The sequence below is a fragment of the Acinetobacter sp. IK31 genome, from assembly GCF_035615195.1.
In the GTDB taxonomy this organism is placed as follows: domain Bacteria; phylum Pseudomonadota; class Gammaproteobacteria; order Pseudomonadales; family Moraxellaceae; genus Acinetobacter; species Acinetobacter calcoaceticus_C.
On sequence record NZ_JANBOB010000005.1, the window covers coordinates 90821 to 109570 of the forward strand.

At 38.7% G+C, this 18750-nt stretch carries 23 protein-coding genes, 2 tRNA genes and 1 riboswitch; of the genes, 9 read left to right on the top strand and 16 right to left on the bottom strand.

Features of this window, described 5'->3' with window-relative positions; translation table 11 throughout:
* Positions 1 to 34: 34 nt before the first annotated feature.
* The 5 genes from rluB to MSG66_RS04095 all read right to left on the bottom strand — a co-directional run bounded on the left by rluB (position 35) and on the right by MSG66_RS04095 (position 3975).
* On the bottom strand, positions 35 to 958 hold the full coding sequence (gene rluB, locus MSG66_RS04075; RefSeq protein WP_042896896.1) for a 23S rRNA pseudouridine(2605) synthase RluB: 924 nt from the start codon (positions 956 to 958) through the stop codon (positions 35 to 37).
* Positions 959 to 999: 41 nt separating this feature from the next.
* A complete protein-coding gene (gene scpB / locus MSG66_RS04080) occupies positions 1000 to 1593 on the bottom strand; it encodes an SMC-Scp complex subunit ScpB (RefSeq protein WP_324652480.1) in 594 nt (197 codons plus the stop codon).
* Positions 1590 to 2381, bottom strand: a complete 792-nt coding sequence (locus MSG66_RS04085) for a segregation and condensation protein A (protein ID WP_324652482.1) — start codon at positions 2379 to 2381, stop codon at positions 1590 to 1592. The genes scpB and MSG66_RS04085 overlap by 4 nt, the downstream gene beginning before the upstream one ends.
* Before the next feature lie 224 nt (positions 2382 to 2605).
* Entirely contained in the window at positions 2606 to 3223 is a 618-nt protein-coding gene (locus tag MSG66_RS04090; RefSeq protein WP_133975089.1) for an L-threonylcarbamoyladenylate synthase, read from the bottom strand.
* 89 nt (positions 3224 to 3312) lie between these two features.
* Positions 3313 to 3975 (bottom strand): elongation factor P hydroxylase, encoded by a 663-nt coding sequence (locus MSG66_RS04095; RefSeq protein WP_324652484.1) that lies wholly within the window; start codon positions 3973 to 3975, stop codon positions 3313 to 3315.
* 96 nt (positions 3976 to 4071) lie between these two features.
* Between MSG66_RS04095 and MSG66_RS04100 the strand changes: the two genes are divergently transcribed.
* From MSG66_RS04100 to lysM, 6 genes are all read left to right on the top strand, one after another.
* Positions 4072 to 4632 (top strand): YceD family protein, encoded by a 561-nt coding sequence (locus MSG66_RS04100; RefSeq protein ID WP_042896901.1) that lies wholly within the window; start codon positions 4072 to 4074, stop codon positions 4630 to 4632.
* A 74-nt stretch (positions 4633 to 4706) separates the two neighbouring features.
* On the top strand, positions 4707 to 4892 hold the full coding sequence (gene rpmF, locus MSG66_RS04105; RefSeq protein WP_000290730.1) for a 50S ribosomal protein L32: 186 nt from the start codon (positions 4707 to 4709) through the stop codon (positions 4890 to 4892).
* A gap of 151 nt (positions 4893 to 5043) precedes the next feature.
* Positions 5044 to 6030: an ACP S-malonyltransferase gene (gene fabD, locus MSG66_RS04110; protein WP_262474348.1), complete on the top strand. Its 987-nt coding sequence runs from the start codon at positions 5044 to 5046 to the stop codon at positions 6028 to 6030.
* Positions 6027 to 6761 carry a 3-oxoacyl-ACP reductase FabG gene (gene fabG / locus MSG66_RS04115; protein WP_042896904.1) on the top strand — a complete coding sequence of 245 codons (735 nt, stop codon included), beginning with the start codon at positions 6027 to 6029 and terminating at the stop codon, positions 6759 to 6761. Before fabD ends, fabG begins: the two co-directional genes overlap by 4 nt.
* 83 nt (positions 6762 to 6844) lie before the next feature.
* Positions 6845 to 7081, top strand: a complete 237-nt coding sequence (gene acpP, locus MSG66_RS04120) for an acyl carrier protein (RefSeq protein WP_004641570.1) — start codon at positions 6845 to 6847, stop codon at positions 7079 to 7081.
* Between the two features lie 189 nt (positions 7082 to 7270).
* The gene (lysM, locus tag MSG66_RS04125; protein WP_042896905.1) at positions 7271 to 7744 is read left to right on the top strand and encodes a peptidoglycan-binding protein LysM; all 474 of its coding nucleotides are present in this window, start codon (positions 7271 to 7273) and stop codon (positions 7742 to 7744) included.
* A 43-nt stretch (positions 7745 to 7787) separates the two neighbouring features.
* Here lysM and MSG66_RS04130 read toward each other — a convergent pair whose 3' ends face one another.
* Positions 7788 to 8555 (bottom strand): hydroxymethylpyrimidine/phosphomethylpyrimidine kinase, encoded by a 768-nt coding sequence (locus tag MSG66_RS04130; protein ID WP_324652489.1) that lies wholly within the window; start codon positions 8553 to 8555, stop codon positions 7788 to 7790.
* A 97-nt stretch (positions 8556 to 8652) separates the two neighbouring features.
* On the opposite strand from MSG66_RS04130, the gene MSG66_RS04135 reads away from it, so the two are divergent.
* On the top strand, positions 8653 to 9327 hold the full coding sequence (locus tag MSG66_RS04135) for an HAD-IA family hydrolase (RefSeq protein WP_133975084.1): 675 nt from the start codon (positions 8653 to 8655) through the stop codon (positions 9325 to 9327).
* Positions 9328 to 9386: 59 nt separating this feature from the next.
* Here the strand turns inward: MSG66_RS04135 and ribB are convergent, their stop codons facing one another.
* Positions 9387 to 10046 (bottom strand): 3,4-dihydroxy-2-butanone-4-phosphate synthase, encoded by a 660-nt coding sequence (gene ribB / locus MSG66_RS04140; RefSeq protein WP_133975081.1) that lies wholly within the window; start codon positions 10044 to 10046, stop codon positions 9387 to 9389.
* Positions 10047 to 10136: 90 nt separating this feature from the next.
* Positions 10137 to 10287: riboswitch (FMN riboswitch) on the bottom strand.
* A 176-nt stretch (positions 10288 to 10463) separates the two neighbouring features.
* On the opposite strand from ribB, the gene MSG66_RS04145 reads away from it, so the two are divergent.
* Both MSG66_RS04145 and MSG66_RS04150 read left to right on the top strand, forming a co-directional pair.
* Positions 10464 to 12248 carry a DUF4401 domain-containing protein gene (locus MSG66_RS04145; RefSeq protein WP_324652492.1) on the top strand — a complete coding sequence of 595 codons (1785 nt, stop codon included), beginning with the start codon at positions 10464 to 10466 and terminating at the stop codon, positions 12246 to 12248.
* Positions 12245 to 12796, top strand: a complete 552-nt coding sequence (locus MSG66_RS04150; RefSeq protein WP_324652494.1) for a GDYXXLXY domain-containing protein — start codon at positions 12245 to 12247, stop codon at positions 12794 to 12796. The genes MSG66_RS04145 and MSG66_RS04150 overlap by 4 nt, the downstream gene beginning before the upstream one ends.
* A gap of 56 nt (positions 12797 to 12852) precedes the next feature.
* Here the strand turns inward: MSG66_RS04150 and panD are convergent, their stop codons facing one another.
* The 9 genes from panD to MSG66_RS04195 all read right to left on the bottom strand — a co-directional run bounded on the left by panD (position 12853) and on the right by MSG66_RS04195 (position 18731).
* Entirely contained in the window at positions 12853 to 13233 is a 381-nt protein-coding gene (gene panD / locus MSG66_RS04155) for an aspartate 1-decarboxylase (protein WP_002120296.1), read from the bottom strand.
* Positions 13234 to 13366: 133 nt separating this feature from the next.
* Positions 13367 to 13948, bottom strand: coding sequence for an aminoacyl-tRNA hydrolase (gene pth, locus MSG66_RS04160; protein WP_324652496.1), 582 nt, complete (start codon positions 13946 to 13948; stop codon positions 13367 to 13369).
* 20 nt (positions 13949 to 13968) lie between these two features.
* Positions 13969 to 14265 (bottom strand): 50S ribosomal protein L25, encoded by a 297-nt coding sequence (gene rplY, locus MSG66_RS04165; protein WP_004641581.1) that lies wholly within the window; start codon positions 14263 to 14265, stop codon positions 13969 to 13971.
* A 95-nt stretch (positions 14266 to 14360) separates the two neighbouring features.
* Positions 14361 to 15311, bottom strand: coding sequence for a ribose-phosphate pyrophosphokinase (locus MSG66_RS04170; RefSeq protein WP_003653329.1), 951 nt, complete (start codon positions 15309 to 15311; stop codon positions 14361 to 14363).
* A gap of 36 nt (positions 15312 to 15347) precedes the next feature.
* Positions 15348 to 15422: transfer RNA gene (locus MSG66_RS04175), tRNA-Gln, on the bottom strand.
* A 91-nt stretch (positions 15423 to 15513) separates the two neighbouring features.
* A tRNA-Gln gene (locus MSG66_RS04180) sits at positions 15514 to 15588 on the bottom strand.
* Entirely contained in the window at positions 15587 to 16420 is an 834-nt protein-coding gene (gene ispE, locus MSG66_RS04185; protein ID WP_324652499.1) for a 4-(cytidine 5'-diphospho)-2-C-methyl-D-erythritol kinase, read from the bottom strand. Before ispE ends, MSG66_RS04180 begins: the two co-directional genes overlap by 2 nt.
* Positions 16421 to 16438: 18 nt before the next feature.
* Positions 16439 to 17017 (bottom strand): lipoprotein insertase outer membrane protein LolB, encoded by a 579-nt coding sequence (lolB, locus tag MSG66_RS04190; protein ID WP_262474768.1) that lies wholly within the window; start codon positions 17015 to 17017, stop codon positions 16439 to 16441.
* A gap of 4 nt (positions 17018 to 17021) precedes the next feature.
* Positions 17022 to 18731: a tetratricopeptide repeat protein gene (locus MSG66_RS04195; protein WP_082250188.1), complete on the bottom strand. Its 1710-nt coding sequence runs from the start codon at positions 18729 to 18731 to the stop codon at positions 17022 to 17024.
* Positions 18732 to 18750 lie beyond the last annotated feature (19 nt).

Here is an 18750-nt window from a genome sequence, read left to right on the forward strand (position 1 = left end):
GTAAGAGCGGTTTTTTACGTATTATTAAATACTTTTAGAATTTCTTCGAACCACGGTTAAAACCAGTCGTTTTACGTTGACTGCCAGTGTTCACAGGTGCTTCTTTTTCATCATCACGACGTTGTTGACGTAAAAAACCGCCACGACGAGCAGCCATTGGCTTCTCGGTCATACGATCAGTACGGCGTTTTGCCATACCAAATAAACCTGTGCCTTGACGTGGTTTTAACTCAACAGATTTTGCTAGATTATCGATATCAGTTTTATCAAGTTCCATCCAGCGACCAGTACGTAGTTCGCGTGGCAAAATGACTGTACCGTAGCGAGTACGCAATAAGCGGCTTACTTTAAGTTCTTGTGATTCAAAAATACGACGAACCTCACGGTTACGACCTTCTTTCACCACTACTTGGTACCAGCGGTTAATACCTTCACCACCAATTTCCGAGAAAGACTCAAATTTAGCTGGACCATCTTCAAGCTCTACGCCAGTTACCATTTTTTGGCGTATTTTAGGTGTTACTTCACCCATAACTCGAACAGCATATTCACGTTCAATTTCATTTGATGGGTGCATTAAGCGGTTAGCAAGCTCACCATCATTTGTAAACAGTAATAAACCAGTACTGTTAATATCTAGACGACCTACCATTACCCAGCGGTCATTCGCAATTTGCGGTAAATGATCAAATACGGTTGGGCGTTTTTCAGGGTCATTACGTGAACAGATTTCACCTTCTGGTTTATAGTAAATCAATACACGGCGACGAATTTCGTCTTCAATTTGAAACTGAACTTTACGGCCATCAATGCGTAATTCATCGCCTGGTTCAATGCGCTCACCCACTTGGGCAACACGGCCGTTTACACTCACGCGTCCTGCGGCAATAACCTCTTCCATATATCGGCGGGAACCTAATCCGATTCGCGCTAATACTTTTTGCAATTTTTCACTCATGACAGCACAACCTTAGACATAATGATCAACAGTCCACCTCTTTATGATTTCGGTGCATTTGCATCGAGAGCCATAAAGGCTTCCTTGGCGTTCTGTAGGGGAGGCAATTGGCCTAGCGAAGCTAGACCAAAAGCATTCAGAAACTGAGGCGTTGTAATTAACAACGCGGGTCTTCCGGGTAAATCTCTAAAACCGGCTTCTTTAATCCAGTTCCAGTCAAATAGTGTTCTAAGAATCTGACTATTATTAGACACACCACGAATTTGTTCAATATCAGCGCGGGTAACTGGTTGATGATAAGCAATGACGGCCAGTGTTTCTAGTAATGAAGGCGACAGTTTTGTTGGTCGCTCTGGCCAAATTTGCGCAATAATACTACGATATTTAGATCTTACCTGAAAGCGAAACCCTTGCGCTGTTTCAATCAATTCAATAGATCGGCCATGTTGTAATAGCGCGAGCTGTTGTAAAAGTTGACGAAGCTGTTGTTTATTATACTCATTATTAAATGCTTCTTTTAAACGGGCAATTGAAACGGGTGCTTCACTGGCAAAAATAATTGCTTCAAGTTGTAATAAAACTTCGTGGTGAATGTCAGCTAATGACAAATCAGTATTATTTTGTTCAAAACTCATATTGAAGATCCTTGAATTGCTAAAGGAGCTTCAATACCAGAAGCGATGATTTTAACTCGCTGTTGTCGGGTTAACTCTAAAACAGCCATAAATGTAACAACCATTCCCATGCGACCTTGCAGAGGATTGAGTAATTCTTTAAAACTTAACACGTCACCAGACTCTAATTTCTCTTCAATATATGCAATGCGTTCTTCGAGTAATACAGGTTCTTGAGCCACAACATGAGTAACGGGTTCTGGGCGGTTAAATACACAGAACAGTGCATCATGTAATGCTGAAATATCATAACCTTCATAAACAGGAGCGATATGACCTAAGCTCACATTTGCACTGAATGTATCTCGCTCAAGAATTGGCATTTGACCTAAGCGTTCAGCCGCTTGCTTAATGCGTAGATAGGTTTCAAGTCGATCAATAAGTTCCTGTTTGGGATCTTTTTCAATACTTATAATTGTTGGCTTTGGTAAAAGTAGGCGAGACTTTAAATCAGCTAATAAAGCTGCCATCACCATATAATCGGCTGTTAGCTCAATATTTAAGGACTTCATACTATCCATATAAGTTAAATATTGAGTTGCTATAGGCGCAATATCGACTTGAACTAAATCAAAACCGTTTTTTTGAATCAGATAAATTAAAAAATCTAGTGGACCTTCAAACTGTTCGAGCAAAATCTCAAATGCAGCAGGAGGTATATAGAGATCTTCAGGAATCTTGTCATGCCACTCATCTAAAACACGGATGTGTGGAGCGTCTTCCATGGATTGATGAAGTGATTGATTCATTACGATTATAAGCCACGCGAATTTTCAAAAGCATGAGACTTGTTATTCAAGTCAAAGAGAGCTGTAAATAGAAGAACAGCAGATAGTGGAAATCATTCTAAATGAATTGTGCCTTTTAATAAATTACTTAACGACTAAAGTGTAAAAAAAATCCAAAATAAATAAAGAGTATTTTTTGGAGTGATAATACTTTTTTTAAAACTGTTGGTAAAAATTGTAAGTGCTTATTCAAAAGCACTTACATCGCCAATACCACGGCGGATAATTTCAGGATGTTCACCCGATAGGTCGATAATACTTGTGCTTGTTAAAGTACCGAAACCACCGTCAATAAATACATCAATTCGCTTATCTAACTGATTTTCAATATCGTAAGGATCGTCTAAAGGATCTTCTTGTCCTGGTAAAATTAATGTACTAGTGAGTAAGGGTTCACCAAGTTCTTTTAATAAAGCCTGACAAATTGGGTTACTTGGGATACGTAAGCCGATAGTTTTCTTTTTAGGATGCATTAACCTACGTGGAACTTCACTGGTTGCAGGTAAAATAAAAGTCGTAATGGCTGGGGTGTTCGCTTTCAATAAACGATAAGTTGCATTATCAACTTTTGCATAAGTTGCAATGTCAGATAAATCACAGCACATAATTGCATATTGATGCTTTGGCCCTAAACCGCGAATCTGCGCAATACGTTCCATAGCATTTTTATTACCGATTTGACAGCCAATTGCGTAGGCAGCATCGGTAGGGTAAACCACAACATCTCCGGCACGAATGCGTTCAACCGCTTGGTTAATGAGGCGTTGCTGTGGATTTTCAGGATGTACATGTAAATGCATCATATTTTAGAGACTCCATCACGCCAGTGTTACAAATAGTATTAGACTTTTTAAATAATCTAGGCAAGTCATTAGCGTAGTTTTTTTGTCAATTAATCAAGGAGTTCACGTTTAAATTCATTTAATTGTAACGGTGTACCTGAACGGGTACATTGGCAAATAAAACCAATAAATGCTGCTGCATCACGTGGCAACTTGGCTTCACCTGAAAAGTAACGTTGTACTTGAGCATAAACATTATCTTTAAATATTTTGCCATCTCCGCTATCACCTGTCAGGTTATCAAGCGAGACTCTAAACTTTCTACCAAAAGACTGTGCAAATAACCATTCAATTGCCTGTGGCTTAACTTCTACTTGTTCAAATAGACTTTGCTGTTCTTGTGTACGACCGTCGGGGGCGTACCAATATCCTAGATCAGGTAGGAGGCGGCGTTTTTCACCAGCAATCGACCAGTGACTGATTTCATGTAAGGCGCTGTTCAAAAAACCATGAGCGAATTGGATTTTAGCCGGACTATGATTTGTTGCCGGGAAATATTCTGGTTCAAAATCTCCACGAACTAATGTCACATTATGGTGGGAAAACCAGTGATTAAAGTGTAAAATAAGCCAATCGACTTGCTCAGACTCTAATTTTGAGCTTGACCATGGTGAGAGTTGCACTATGTCATGTACAAGAGTGTTCTGATAAGTTGAATGGGTGCAAACGAGTGATGAAGTGTTAACTTCAAGTTGCGGCTGCAACAGGTGCATTGCTTAATTTACCCCGAGTTCTGTCTAAAGAAGTGCAAAATTGTATCTTAATCTTTGACAGAGTACCGATGAATTTGTAGAATTGCCGCCTTAATTATGTCAGCAAATACCTTTCCGGCACAGATTGAGCCGTTTAAATGGGCTGAACAAGGCTTTACATGGTCAGGTCAACTGCCCTTGTCTCGCTTTGCTCGTATCGCTCGTGAAGCTGTTGGATCAATTGATAATCAATTGATTAACATAGACTGTAAGCTATCAATGGATGCATATCATCGCATTGTGTGGATGGATGGTCATATGGACACGATAGTTCCAATGGAGTGCCAACGTTGTTTGGAACCCGTTGAAATGCCTCTTGTCTTAGACTTTCATATTGCATTAATGGATGATGAGTCACTGATAGAGCGCTTGGATGAGGATGCTGATTTCATCGTTTTAGGTGAAAGTGAGTTTACGACGAAAGGTGATTATGATACGCCAGCCTCGATTAACTTGCTCGCATTACTAGAAGATGAACTGTTATTGTTGGTGCCTTTATCTCCCAAGCATGATGCTTGTGAAAATAAACATCAACCTACCATTCAAAACGTTGTTGAAGAAAAACGGGATAATCCGTTTGATGTTTTGGCAGGTTTGAAGGGTAAACTTAACTCATAATTTGTGATATAATTTTGAGATAAGACAACTGAATTTGTTCTGATCCATTTTTTCGATCTTTGTAAGGAGCCATCATGGCCGTTCAGCAAAACCGTAAAAGTCGCTCTCGCCGTGACATGCGCCGTTCACATGACGCTTTAACCGAGAATGCATTAACAGTAGACCAAGCAACTGGTGAGACTCATCGTCGTCACCACGTTACTAAAGACGGTTTCTACCGTGGTCGTCAATTATTCGCTAAAGCAGCTGATGCTGAATAATTGTATGATATGCATTAAGCGTGATGCTTAAGTATAGAAAAAATGGGAGCGAAAGCTCCCTTTTTTTGTTGTTTTTCGCAATTATAAAAATATAAATAACATGTTAAATTTCCGCTCCAGAAATGAGTGAAAACCCAAAAAAGGATTTCTTATGTCTGCTAAACGTCTTGAACAAGTAGCTTTAGCCACAAAAACTGCGTTTGTGTTTCCGGGTCAAGGTTCACAAAAAGTTGGTATGCTTGCTGAACTAGCAGAACAGTTTAGTGGGGTTGGGCAAACCTTTGCTGAAGCTTCAGATGCGCTTGGATTCGATCTGTGGCATATCGCGCAAAGTGGTGAAGGCCTCAACCAAACAGAAAATACCCAACCTGTGTTATTAACTGCCAGTATCGCTCTATGGCGTGTATGGCTTGATTTAGGTGGTCTGGCACCTAAGTACCTTGCAGGACATTCTCTAGGAGAATACAGTGCTTTGGTTGCTGCAGGATCTATGAGCTTGGCAGATGCAGTGAAACTAGTGAATTTGCGTGGCAAACTCATGCAAAGTGCTGTTCCTCAAGGGGAAGGGGCTATGGCTGCAATCCTTGGTTTGGCCGATGAAAAAGTGGTTGAACTTTGCCAAATCGTAAATGCGGAAGGTCAAGGTTCAGTAGAAGCTGCAAACTATAATTCACAAGGCCAAGTCGTGATTGCTGGAAGTACAGCATCTGTACAACAAGTGATGACTTTGGCAAAAGAGCAGTCTGCTAAGGCAATTGCTTTACCTGTGTCAGTTCCTTCGCATTGTTCATTGATGAAACCTGCGGCTGAAAAATTTGCAGAAGCTTTGGAACAAACTGCCATTGAGCTGCCTACCATTCCTGTAATACAAAATGTCAACGCGGGAATAGCTACCGATGTTGCTCAATTACGTCAGGCGTTAACTGCTCAATTGTACCAATCTGTACAATGGACAGACACGATGCAGTTTTTACAAGACCAAGGTATTCACTACATTGTTGAGTGTGGACCTGGAACAGTATTGAGTAATCTCGCGAAGCGTTTACCAAATATAGAAAAAGCTTTTGCTATCGATAGCAAGAGTAAAATGGAAGATGCCCTAAATGCTGTTTTAGTGGCAGAAGGAAAAATTGCATGACACAAGAACGCAAAGTTGCATTAGTAACGGGCGCGAGTCGGGGCATTGGCGCTGCAATTGCCCAGCAACTTATTCAAGACGGTTATTTTGTTGTAGGTACTGCGACATCTGAATCTGGTGCACAAAAGTTAAGTGAAAGCTTTGGTGAGCAAGGTGCAGGTTTAGCTCTCGATGTGCGTAATCTCGATGAGATTGAAGCAGTCGTTTCTCATATTGAACAGAACTATGGCCCTGTGCTTATTTTGGTTAATAATGCGGGTATCACGAAAGACAATTTATTGCTACGTATGTCAGAAGATGATTGGGATGACATTCTTAACATTCACCTAAAAGCTGTATATCGTTTATCTAAACGTGTGCTTAAAGGTATGACAAAAGCGCGCTTTGGCCGCATTATTAATATTAGTTCTGTTGTTGCGCACTTTGCAAACCCAGGTCAAGCGAACTACTCTGCTGCTAAAGCAGGTATTGAAGCGTTTAGCCGCAGTCTTGCAAAAGAGATGGGTAGCCGCCAAATCACTGTGAACAGTGTGGCACCAGGTTTCATTGCAACAGAAATGACAGATGCACTTAGTGAAGAAATTCGCAAAAAAATGAGTGATCAAGTGGCTTTAAATCGCTTAGGTGCGCCACAAGATATCGCAAATGCGGTGAGTTTCCTTGCAAGTGATAAAGCAGGTTACATTACCGGTACGGTATTACATGTAAATGGTGGTTTATACATGGCCTAGGGCTGATGTATAACTTTTAAAAATTTTTATATTCAATTAAACTAGTGGCAAATCAAACGCCACGAGCAATGAGGAGAATTCCTGTGAGCGATATCGAACTACGCGTTAAGCAAGCAGTTGCAGAACAACTTGGTCTTAAAGCTGAAGAGATTAAAAACGAAGCATCTTTTATGGATGACTTAGGTGCTGACTCTTTAGATTTAGTTGAACTTGTAATGTCTTTCGAAAACGACTTCGACATCACTATCCCTGATGAAGATTCAAACGAAATCACTACAGTTCAATCTGCAATTGACTATGTAACTAAAAAACTTGGTTAATTCGCATATTGCTGAATAAAAAGAAGGCCACCGTAAGGTGGCTTTTTTTATTTGAGTAAAATAAAAGGAAGAGATACATATTTTTACAAGATCAGCCTCAATTGATAGCAGAGGTATATCTTTTTTCACGTATAACAATAAGGGTCAGTTTAATGACTTTACTATAAACAATAATATGAGGACTAAAAGATGGGTCTTTTTGATTTTGTAAAAGGTATTGGTAAGAAAAATACCGCGCCAGCAGAACCACAACCAGCTCCAGCAACACCAGCAGAACCATCTGCACAAGAAATCGCAAATAAATTATTAGGTTTAATTAAGAGCTTAGGTTTAGGGGTGGAAGGCTTATCTGTAACCTATAACGGTGCTACTGATACTGCAATCATTAAAGGACAGGTAAAAAGCCAAGCAGATAAAGAAAAAATTATTCTTATTGTTGGGAATATTGATCATGTAGCACAAGTAGATGATCAAATGACCGTTGCAACTCCTGAACCAGAAAGTAAATTCTACACAATAAAATCTGGTGATAACCTTTCAAAAATTGCTAAAGAATTTTACGGTGATGCAAATCAGTATCCAAAAATCTTTGAAGCAAACAAACCCATGCTTAAAGATCCAGATGAAATCTTCCCAGGACAGGTTTTACGTATTCCTCAATAATTGAGGGAAATGAAAAAGGCGCATGTAGCGCCTTTTTTTATTTTTAAAATCTTTTTGGTATTTTTTGCCCATTTGCTACAGGAGTCTCGGCAGTCTTTAAAACACCAAATAACCACGTTTCGGCATGCTGTACCGCGATTTTTAAAGAATCGCCTAATGCTAAGCGACCTGCAATAAAACTGGCCAAAGAACACCCTGATCCATGATACTCACCCTCTAAGCGGGGGCAGTTACTACTCGCCGCAAGTTCACCATTAATATATAAACTATTTTTAATATGATCTGGTGTATCTTCATGTCCACCTTTGACTAATACAGCTTTAGCACCCATTTCGAAAAGTTTTTTGGTGGCTTGTTCTAAGTCCTCAACACCCGTTAGAGCACGTAATTCGACTGTATTTGGAGTAATGATAGTGGCTAGAGGAATAAGCTCAACGAAAGCTTTGACAAGAGTTGCTTGATCACCTAAAGAACCCCCACTGTTTGCCACCAAAACAGGATCGAGTACATATTGATAATCTGGATGGGCACAAAGAAATTCAGCTAGAGCAGCAATGTTATCTGTAGTGCCAAGCATGCCTGACTTAACGCATTTGATTGGTAAATCATCTACAACGGCATTTGCTTGAGCTAATAATAGTTCTTTTGAGGTTGCTTCGAAGCCAAATACTTGTTGTGAGTTTTGAATGGTGAGGGCTGTACATGCAATTGCTGCATGAGCACCACTTTGTCCAATCGCTTCAATATCAGCTTGTAAACCTGCACCACCTGAAGGGTCTAAACCCGAGAAACAAAGTACGGTTGGACGCACGGTTATTTCCTTTTCAATTTAAATTTACGTTAGTATAAGAGAGTTTGATTAAACTCTCGACCAATTGAATTAAATACTTTACTGGGTTAATGATTGAATGGCTATAAAACATATTTTGATTGATTTAGATGGAACCCTAACAGACCCAAAAGTTGGTATCCATACTTCAATTCGCTATGCAATGGATAAGTTGGGCTTTCCATTGGCTGCCGATTTAAATATTGACTGGACAATTGGCCCCCCTTTAAAAGCCTCATTAGCAAAACTATTAGCCACTCAAGATGATGCTTTGGCTGAGCAAGCTTTACTTGCTTATCGTGAGCGTTTTTCAGTTACGGGCTTATTTGAAAATGAAGTATATCCATCGGTTGCCCAAACACTTAATGCATTGAAAGAAGAAGGGTATCGTTTATTTGTTGCAACCGCTAAACCGACTATTTATGCAAAACGTATCTTAGACCATTTTGACTTAAGCCAATATTTTGTACATATTTATGGTAGTGAGTTAACAGGTGAACGAACCAATAAAGCTGAACTTATTCATTATATTCTTGAACATGAGCAACTAAACTCAGAAGAATGTTTAATGGTCGGTGACCGTCAATATGACATTTTAGGTGCTCGCCACAATGGTATTGAGGCAGTAGCAGTGACTTATGGTTATGGAACACCAGAGGAACTTGAACAAGCACAGCCTAAAGCAATGATTATGCAATTCTCTGAACTTTTGGAATATATCGAAGATCAGGCAACACAAAAGAAAGTATCTTAAACATTAGTAAATTTTAATGTGAAGGTTTGGCTTTGATGTAAAGCCAAACCTTTTTTTATTTAAATACCGTGTTGTTGGCGGTATTGAACAAGTTCTTCAATGGTAATCACGGTTAAGTGATGAGTTTGAGCATATGCCAAAACTTGAATACCTGATGCCATGGTGCCGTCTGGATTGGTTAATTCACATAACACGCCAGCAGGTTTAAGTCCTGCTAGTCTTGCTAGATCAATTGTTCCCTCAGTGTGACCTCGGCGAGTGAGTACTCCACCACTACGTGCACGTAAAGGAAAAACATGGCCCGGGCGGTTAAGATCACTTGCAACAGCACCATCTTTAATTGCAGTTTGAATGGTAGTAACACGGTCTTTAGCAGAAACACCAGTCGTAACACCTTGGGCTGCTTCAATAGTCACTGTGAAAGCCGTATGAAACTGGCTTGAGTTTTGAGAAACCATTGGTGGAAGTTCTAAATGATCTGCTAACTCTTCTGTAAGGCATAAGCATACAATACCTGAGCCATCACGGATCATACGTGCCATTGTTTCAACAGTTAGTGTTTCGGCTGCAACAATTAAATCTGCTTCATTTTCACGGTCGAAGTCATCCATAACCAAGACAGGTTTGCCTTGACGAATATCTTCTAATGCTTGTTGAATACGTTGTTCAGCAGGAGAGAGGGCTGAGAAAAAAATTTCTGGTTGAATTAAGCTAGACATAATGAAACGCTCTCGTAAAAATACGGTTGAACATTTCAGGACTGATGTAAAAACAGGCTGTTACTGAAATAAAATGGATTTATCCCAGTTCGTCGTCTTCTTTCATCCGGACTATACCGTCGGCTTTGGAATTTCACCAAATCTGCTCAAATTATACAATTTAAGCTCGTGGGCTTGTTAATTTATCAATAAAAATTAACTTTACCACCGGTGGGGAATTACACCCCGCCCTGAAGCGATGGGTTTTATTATAGCGCCCTTGATAAAATTGGCTAGATGCATTTGTAGAATGCTAAGTTTCTTTATGAATAAGTATTTTCACAAACGGAAAAAGGCTTTTTAACAAGAGCTTACTTGTTGATATGAAAATGGAATGTTATGTTTTTTATAGAAAATTATAAATAAAATAGGTGTTTCATGCAGATAAGAGATGATTATCCCCTTAGAAATACTTTATTTATTCAGCATCTCCATATTTTCAGTTATGTATTTATGGCGGTTAGTATTCTTTATTTAATTGCTGCTAATTGGTTAATGCTTCCAGACAGTATTCAATTAGTTATCCCGCCAGTTATATTACTTGTGACAGCATGGTTCAGCATAAAAGATACTTTAAGTGAAGGAGTTAGGCAGACTTTACATGGTGTTTGTGGCTTGATGGTCGGCTTAAGTTTGGCTGTAATCGGGCAGGTCTATCAGACTGGGGCAGACAGTTATTTGCTTTTCTTAATTTGGACATTACTTTTATTACCGTGGCTATATCGACCAAATATTGGAATCTTTGCTTTAATTTGTATTACTAGCCAACTTACACTTTTCTTATTTTTTAAGCAGACTTTTTGGTTAGAAAAATTTCCTTATTTATATCTATTTGCTTTAAATTTATTAAGCCTTATAGAATTTGGGCTATATATAAACAAGTATCGTGCTTTACGTTTCGTCTTTATCGCTTGGTTTGCCGTCATTTCGATCATTGGAATGATCCAGTTTTTATCAAGTGAAAATATTCCTTATCTGATTTCGGCTTTCTTTTCAGGAATAATCATTTTTTATTATTTCTTCAAAAAAGATGATCAATTATGTGCCAGCTTAATGGCCGCTGTTCTTGGTGTGACTGCAACAATATGGCTTGTAGATAGGATCAATGACTTATTTAAAGATTCAAATGAATTCATTTTTTTATTCATTGCCGGCATTATTTTTATCTGGTTTGCATTAATTAGTTATTTTTTAATAAAAATCTTTCGTCAAAGCCGCTTTTATGTGATCCCTTTAGCAATTGGCGCTTGGCTTGCAGGTCTAGCACTCGGGGCTTTTACATTAGTATTTTGGGAAACTATTTCATTAATTATAGGAGTCATTTTTGTTGTTATAGCCTTTGTTTTATTGAAAAAATCCCAACACTATTTCATTCGGCAATTTGCCTATTGTTTATTTATAAGTGGTCAAATCGCTTTTTTGTTTCATCTAGGGTCTGAAACAGATCAGATGTTATGGGTGCTAATTGCACAGATTTTTATTCTCTGTATAAGTTATTTTCTTAAACCCCATTGGTTCTTTATTTTAATTCAAATGCTCGCTACTTATGGCATAGCATTTATTTACTTACTACAAATGGATCATTCATTGTGGTCAGTAGATTCTGTCCAGACATATTTAAATTTAACCCTGCTCAGCTATTTTGTTTTTAGTTTGATGTTCTTGCCGAAGGGTCGATCGATAGTTCAATATGAGCGTAGTATCTATTTGTGTGTGCTTGCGGTAGTTGTGGTAGCTTCTTTCTTTGATACTTTTATGGGGTTGGCTCTAGATGATTCGATAGACCTGAAATTATGGATAATCTATCTATTACCTAGTCTTTGGTTATTGTGCTTTAGTTCTTTTTATTTGTATAAACAGCTTAAAGGAACAGCATTTTTTGCCTTTTTAATTTTTGGCATATTGCTTATTGCAATGGGCTATTTTGAAATTTTCATTCTATTTATTATTTTAACTTGGGCTTTAAAAAATAAAGATTATATTGTTTATGGAGTTACCTTGGCTGTATTTGTTTTAGTGTTCTGGCAGCTCTATTACAACTTGCAAATAACTTTTCTAGCCAAGAGTGCATCAATTTTTATTTCTGGTTTTGTATTGTTAGCTTTGTATTGGTTACTTCAGCATGAAAATAAAAATGATCTTATTGAAGGAGAGAAAGGATGAAGAAGTATTTTTCTCTTATTCTTGCACTAGTTACCATATTGTTCTTTGCAGGATTGGTAGCAAAAAATGAGTGGCATCTGCGCCATAGTAAAAGTATTTTCATTGAGCTTAAACCAGTTGATCCTCGTTCAATTTTACAAGGTGACTATATGGCACTGGCTTATGAATTACATTTACAATCTCTCAAAGCTCTTGCAGGGAGTGAGAGCGAAGCTTTAGATCAAGTGATTTTTAATCGTTCTTCCATTCCAGCAAAAGTTATTTTGGATTCACAAAATCGTGTAGTTCGTACAATTTTAGACATCAATAATTCATATGCTGGGCAACGTTTAATTTTAAAAAATCCTGAAAATCATTTTCAGGCTTTGTATCCTGCATCTCGTAGTTTCTTATTTGCAGAAGGCCTAGCTCAATGTTATGAAAAAGCCAAATATGCCGAATTTAAAGTAAACCCAAAAGGAGAGGCGATTCTATTTGATTTACGAGGAGAACAACTTCAACCTTTAAATTGCAAACAGCAAAAGAACTGGTGGGAAGGAGGTATTTAGGATTTATAAAATTATAAAAGCCCGTCAATACGGGCTTTTTTTATTCTTAGAATAAGTTAAGCAACTTGAACAGGAATACAATTCGCTGTGTGGTTAACTGTATTATTTGGATTTGCATATACTAAACGTGGTTTATGAATATTTGCTTCAGCTTCAGTAAAATCGCCAAACGTAGCAATAATCACTAAATCGCCGACATCTGCTTGATGTGCAGCGCCGCCATTTACTGAAATAATTCCAGAGTTATCTTCACCACGAATCGCGTAGGTCGTGAAGCGTTTGCCATTAGTTACATTCCAAACATGAATTTCTTCATATTCACGAATACCAGCTAAGTCCATCAATACGCCATCAATTGCACAAGAACCTTCATAGTGAAGTTCAGCATGGGTTACAACTGCACGGTGAATTTTGCATTTTAATAAACGAGATAGCATGGCTAGCGTCTCCTGAGTAGACCTAAGATGAAGATCTTATGGTGAAATCTATAGCTCTTTTGCTGAGGGCAAAGTGACTGATGCGCATTTTGCTCCTAAAAAAGCAAGATAGCAAGCTTGATTGTTCAACAATTTAAGTGGGTTTATACGCATTAATTTGATTCATGGCCTGTGGAACTTGACCTTGAACAAGAAGTTTCACTTTAGAGAGGGCATGGTCAATTGCTGCATCCATCAGACTTTGTTCACTGCTTGGTGCTTTGCCAAGTACGTGACCTGAAACTCTCTCTTTCGAGCCAGGATGTCCGATACCAATACGTAAACGATGAAAATTTGGACCAATATGAGGAACAATGTCACGTAAACCGTTATGACCACCATGTCCACCGCCTGTTTTAAGACGAATTACACCAGGGTTCATATCAAGTTCATCATGAGCAATCAAAATTGCTTCGGGAGCAATTTGATAAAATTTTACAAATGGAACTACACTTTGTCCAGAACGGTTCATAAATGTAGTGGGTAGAAGTAGACGGACATCGTGTCCTTCTATATTACCACGTCCGCTAATTCCGTGAAATTTCGGATCATTTTTTAATGTAATGCCATATTTATTAGCAAGCTGTTCAATGAACCAAAAGCCTGCATTATGGCGGGTCTGGGCATATTCTGTACCAGGATTGCCCAAACCAACAATTAGCGAAATATTTGACACTAATCTACGCCTTTCAACACTTATGCGCGTTTGAAGTCAGCGTGCATAGGAGTGTTTTTAGCTGGGTGACGTTGTAACGCTTGGATTTTAACGTTTTCAACTTTGTCGCCCACTTGGATTTCTATAACTTCTTCAAAGAAAGCATTGTTTTCTAAAGCTTTTACAAGCTGACGAAGTTCTAAAGTAATAGCTACAGGCTCAGCATTGCCACCATAAATGATAGCTGGAATTAATGCTTCGTGACGAAGGCGGCGGCTCGCACCTTTCCCTTGTTTGTCTTCAGCACGCGCTTGAGCGTTTAATACGAAGTTTGACATGAGTAAATCCTCATTAAAGTTAAATAGACTAAACTTGCGACCAGTTTAGTGATAGAAAACCCCAGCCAAGGCTAGGGTTCATAAAAGCTGCAGTATTATAAACTATCGAACATCGCACTGATAGATTCTTCGTTATTAATACGACGAATCGTTTCAGCAACCATGCTAGCAACAGAAACCTGACGGATTTTGCCCAAGGTTAATGCTTCTTCAGAAAGAGGAATAGTGTCAGTGACAACTAATTCATCAATAACTGAATTACGTAAGTTTTCAATAGCCTTGCCAGAAAGTACAGGGTGAGTTGCGTATGCAACTACACGGCGTGCACCAAATTGCTTAAGCGCATCAGCTGCTTTACACAATGTACCGGCAGTATCAACCATGTCATCTACGATAACGCAATCACGATCTTTTACGTCACCAATTAAATGCATAACTTGCGATTCATTGGCTTTTTGACGACGTTTATCAATAATTGCTAAATCGATGTCACCCATCTGTTTGGCAACGGCACGAGCACGTACTACGCCACCAACGTCAGGAGAAACCACCATAAGGTTATCATGCGATTGTTGACGTAAGTCAGCAAGCAAAGCAGGAGTACCATAGATGTTGTCGACTGGAATATCGAAGAAACCCTGAATTTGGTCAGCATGTAAGTCAATCATTACGACACGATCAATACCAACAGTGGTAAGCATGTCTGCAACAACTTTAGCTGTAATCGGCACACGTGCAGAACGTGGGCGACGGTCTTGGCGAGCATAACCAAAATAAGGGATAACGGCTGTAATACGACCAGCACTTGCACGACGCAAAGCATCTGCCATAACCAAGATTTCCATAAGGTTATCATTGGTAGGGGCACAAGTAGGCTGAACGATAAATACGTCTTTACCACGAACATTTTCAGTAATTTCTACTGAAATTTCTCCATCAGAAAAGTGACCGACTGATGCAGCACCTAGAGGGATATGTAAGTGACTTACGACTTTTTGAGCGAACTGTGGATGAGCATTTCCACTAAAAACGACAAGATTGGGCATGAAGCACCCTTGGCGGTTGGTATGTAATTAAATAGATGGCAGGGGCGGCTGGATTCGAACCAACGGATGCCGAGATCAAAACCCGGTGCCTTACCACTTGGCGACGCCCCTAATGCGGCAGAACTTTAATATTTTTGCAATGCAATGTCAAGATTAATCAACAAAAAGCATAGCAATTAAGTCTGTCTTTAAAATAAGAGAATGGCAGGGGCGGCTGGATTCGAACCAACGGATGCCGAGATCAAAACCCGGTGCCTTACCACTTGGCGACGCCCCTAACATGTAACCTTAAAATGATTAAGAGGAGATTCTTTTAAACTATTTACCAAGTAAGATTTACATGGTGAATGATTAAGAATTTCATCAATATTCATTTCATTCGTTACTTCAATAAAAACACAAGCACCTGTACCTGTAAGCTTTGCTTGACCAAAATGATCTAAATATCGCATTGCTTCTTCTACTTTAGGGTATAACTGTCGAGCTAATGGCTCAAAGTTATTTCCAAAATTAGAAGGTTCTAACTGATAGGCGCAAAATTTAGTGGTCTTAGAGTCTCTTGTCAATGTTTTTTGTGAAAAAAGCAATTGAGTGCTGATAAAACAATCAGGTTTTAAAATAATGAACTGTTTTTGATCTAAGTCTATGAATGATAAATGTTCACCAATACCTTCAGCCCATGCATTTTTACCATAAATAAAAATAGGAACATCGGCACCAAGCTTTACACCATAGTCTGCAAGTTGTTCTTGATTTAGGCCACATTCCCATAATTGATTTAACACAATCAGGGTTGTGGCAGCATTGGATGAACCTCCGCCCAGACCTGCACCCATTGGAATATTTTTTTCAATTTTGATATTTAGACCGCAGAATTTTTTTGCATGCGGTCTTAGTATTTGAGCAGCCCGATAAATCAGGTTTTCTTCAGGTCGAACTTCACTCAATCCATCAATTTTGATTTGTTCATTCAGAGTGGGGATAAATGTCATCCAGTCATATAAATCAATGAGTTGGAAAATGGTTTGTAATTCATGATAACCATTTTCGCGACGTCCTGTAATATGTAAAAACAGGTTGAGCTTAGCTGGAGAAGGAACTCGAATCATAGATTTATATAATTAGACTTAGCGGTTTTGGATGACCATTGTAATACGGTTTTCTTTATCTTCAGCAAGAGCTTGCTTTAAAATCAGTTTGTTTGGCAAAGTTTGTTCGCCATCATAACTGAAATTAACCGTCCAGCCATCTTCAATGAGTTGGTTTACACGATTTTCATTATCTTTAGTGATCTGAGCACTTAACGTTGCAGGTTTAGCCAAAATCCAGCTCGTTAAATGAGTAATGGGTGCTTGCCAACCCGTTGCACGCTCTAAAAGTTCTTCTGGAGAGGCGGCAGTAATTAATCCAGTTTTTGCACTATTTAACCTCACTTCGCCAGGTTTGCCCTGAATTTGGGTTTTTCCTACCCCTAAAATGCCGCTTAATTCAATATCAAAATTATCTTGTTGTTGAACCCAAGTGAAAAAAGCACTACCAGTTTGCTGGGGCGTGCGAACCCCAATCTTACCTTGTAAATTAAAGTGTTTTTCGTCTTGAACTTGTTGGGTAACCGCGGATTTAGGTTGAGTAAAATGCTGACAACCGGTTAGAAATAATACACTTGACCCACAGATCGCTGTGCACAGTTGGGCAAATTTGCTCATATATTTAACTCTTTTTTGCAGATGTAGGTAAAATTAACGCATCAAGCTGTTGTAATTGTGGATCATTGGCATGTTTTTGTTTCAGTTGTTGTAACACAGCGCTAAATTGAGTTAATGATCCTTGCATATACAATGCTTTAGCATAACGAACGCCAATATTTATATTATGGCTAAGTTCATAAGCTTTACCTAAAGCCTCCGCCGCAGCTTCATAATCATTCTGTAAAAATGCAATATAGCCAAGCGTATCCAGAATAGAAGCTTGTTCCGGCGCATATTCTAAAGCTTGCTCTGCATATTGACGTGCTTCTTTTAACCTACGATTTTGTAAGGCTAGTGTATAGGCATATGCATTTAGGTAAGTTGGACTGTTAGGCTCAAGTTGTAATAATTGCTTTAATGTTTTGTCGAGTTTATCGCGGTCAGTATATGGATCAAGTAATAAAACTTCTGCGTAAATGAGTTCCGGATCATCCGGTAAATTCTTTATCGCTTCATCTAATAAATTTAAAGCAGCTTTTTTATTGCCCATTTTCTTTAAGATTTCAGCTTGAGCTTGATATAAGAAACTTGCGTGTTGGGGATAATTTACGCGTTCTTGAGTGAGGAACCGTAAAGCATCATTTAAATTTTCTTGTTTATCATATATTGCAATCAGATTGCGTCTGGAAACTACGTATAAACTGCCATCAACCAAACGATAGTAAGCTTTTGCGGTTTCATAATGCTGTTTACGTTCAGCATTAATTGCTAAGTAGTAATAGGCTTCATTTTGATATTTTGCAGAGTTTCGTAGGTCTACAAGATATTGTTCTGCCTTGTCATATTGCTTTAAATCGATACTGGTTAAGCCTGCAATAAACAATGCTTCTTCAGCTTTAGGATTAGCTTCTATAACATTTTCAAGCTTTTCTAAAGCCAGTTGAGATTGATTAAGTTGTATGAGATAGCGGATTTCAGCTAAACGAATGTCTAAATTTTTCTTATATTTACGGCTGGATTTTGCATACCATTTAAGCGCACCTTCTTGATCGCTAAGAGCAATGAGTAGATTTGCTTTCATTAAAATAAAGCTCGTCACTTTAGGACGTCGGCGTAATGCTTTGTTAATGTTGGTTAAAGCAGATTCTAATTGGCCATTTTGGGCTTCTAAGTTGGCGATGAGGGCTAAAATAGAAGGGTTGTCTTTTTCTGCACTAGAACGTAAAGCTGTTAATAATACATCTCGATCTTGAGCGTTTTCCGGGGCAATACTCGCTAAAATTTGTTCTAAATCGGCAGTTGGATCTATTTTTAAAATTTTATCTAATGTTTCAGCAGCAAGCTGGTATTCATGTGTTTTTAAGGCAATATGTGACAAATAGAATAAAGCAGGCACATCTTTGGGTTCTTGGGCTACCCAATGTGTAGCAATGTTTAAAGCGGCTTGAAAATCATTATATTCAAGGGCAACGTCCAAAGCTCGCTGTTTAATTGAAGTAGAGTTACTTTTAATTGCGAGCACTGTGTAATTGTGCAAAGCGTTAGGAATATCATCATAAGCCAGAGCAAATTCAGCGACCATAGTCTGCTCTAATGCCTGATCAAATGAATGCACGGTATAGGTCTCTTGCACAGGACGTGCATAGACATGCGAGGACATGCTACCTAACAATAAGAATGTGGTAGAATACTGTCTTATCGAAGCACCGTTAAAATTAATACGGCTATTCATTTGACGCAATTTTTATTGA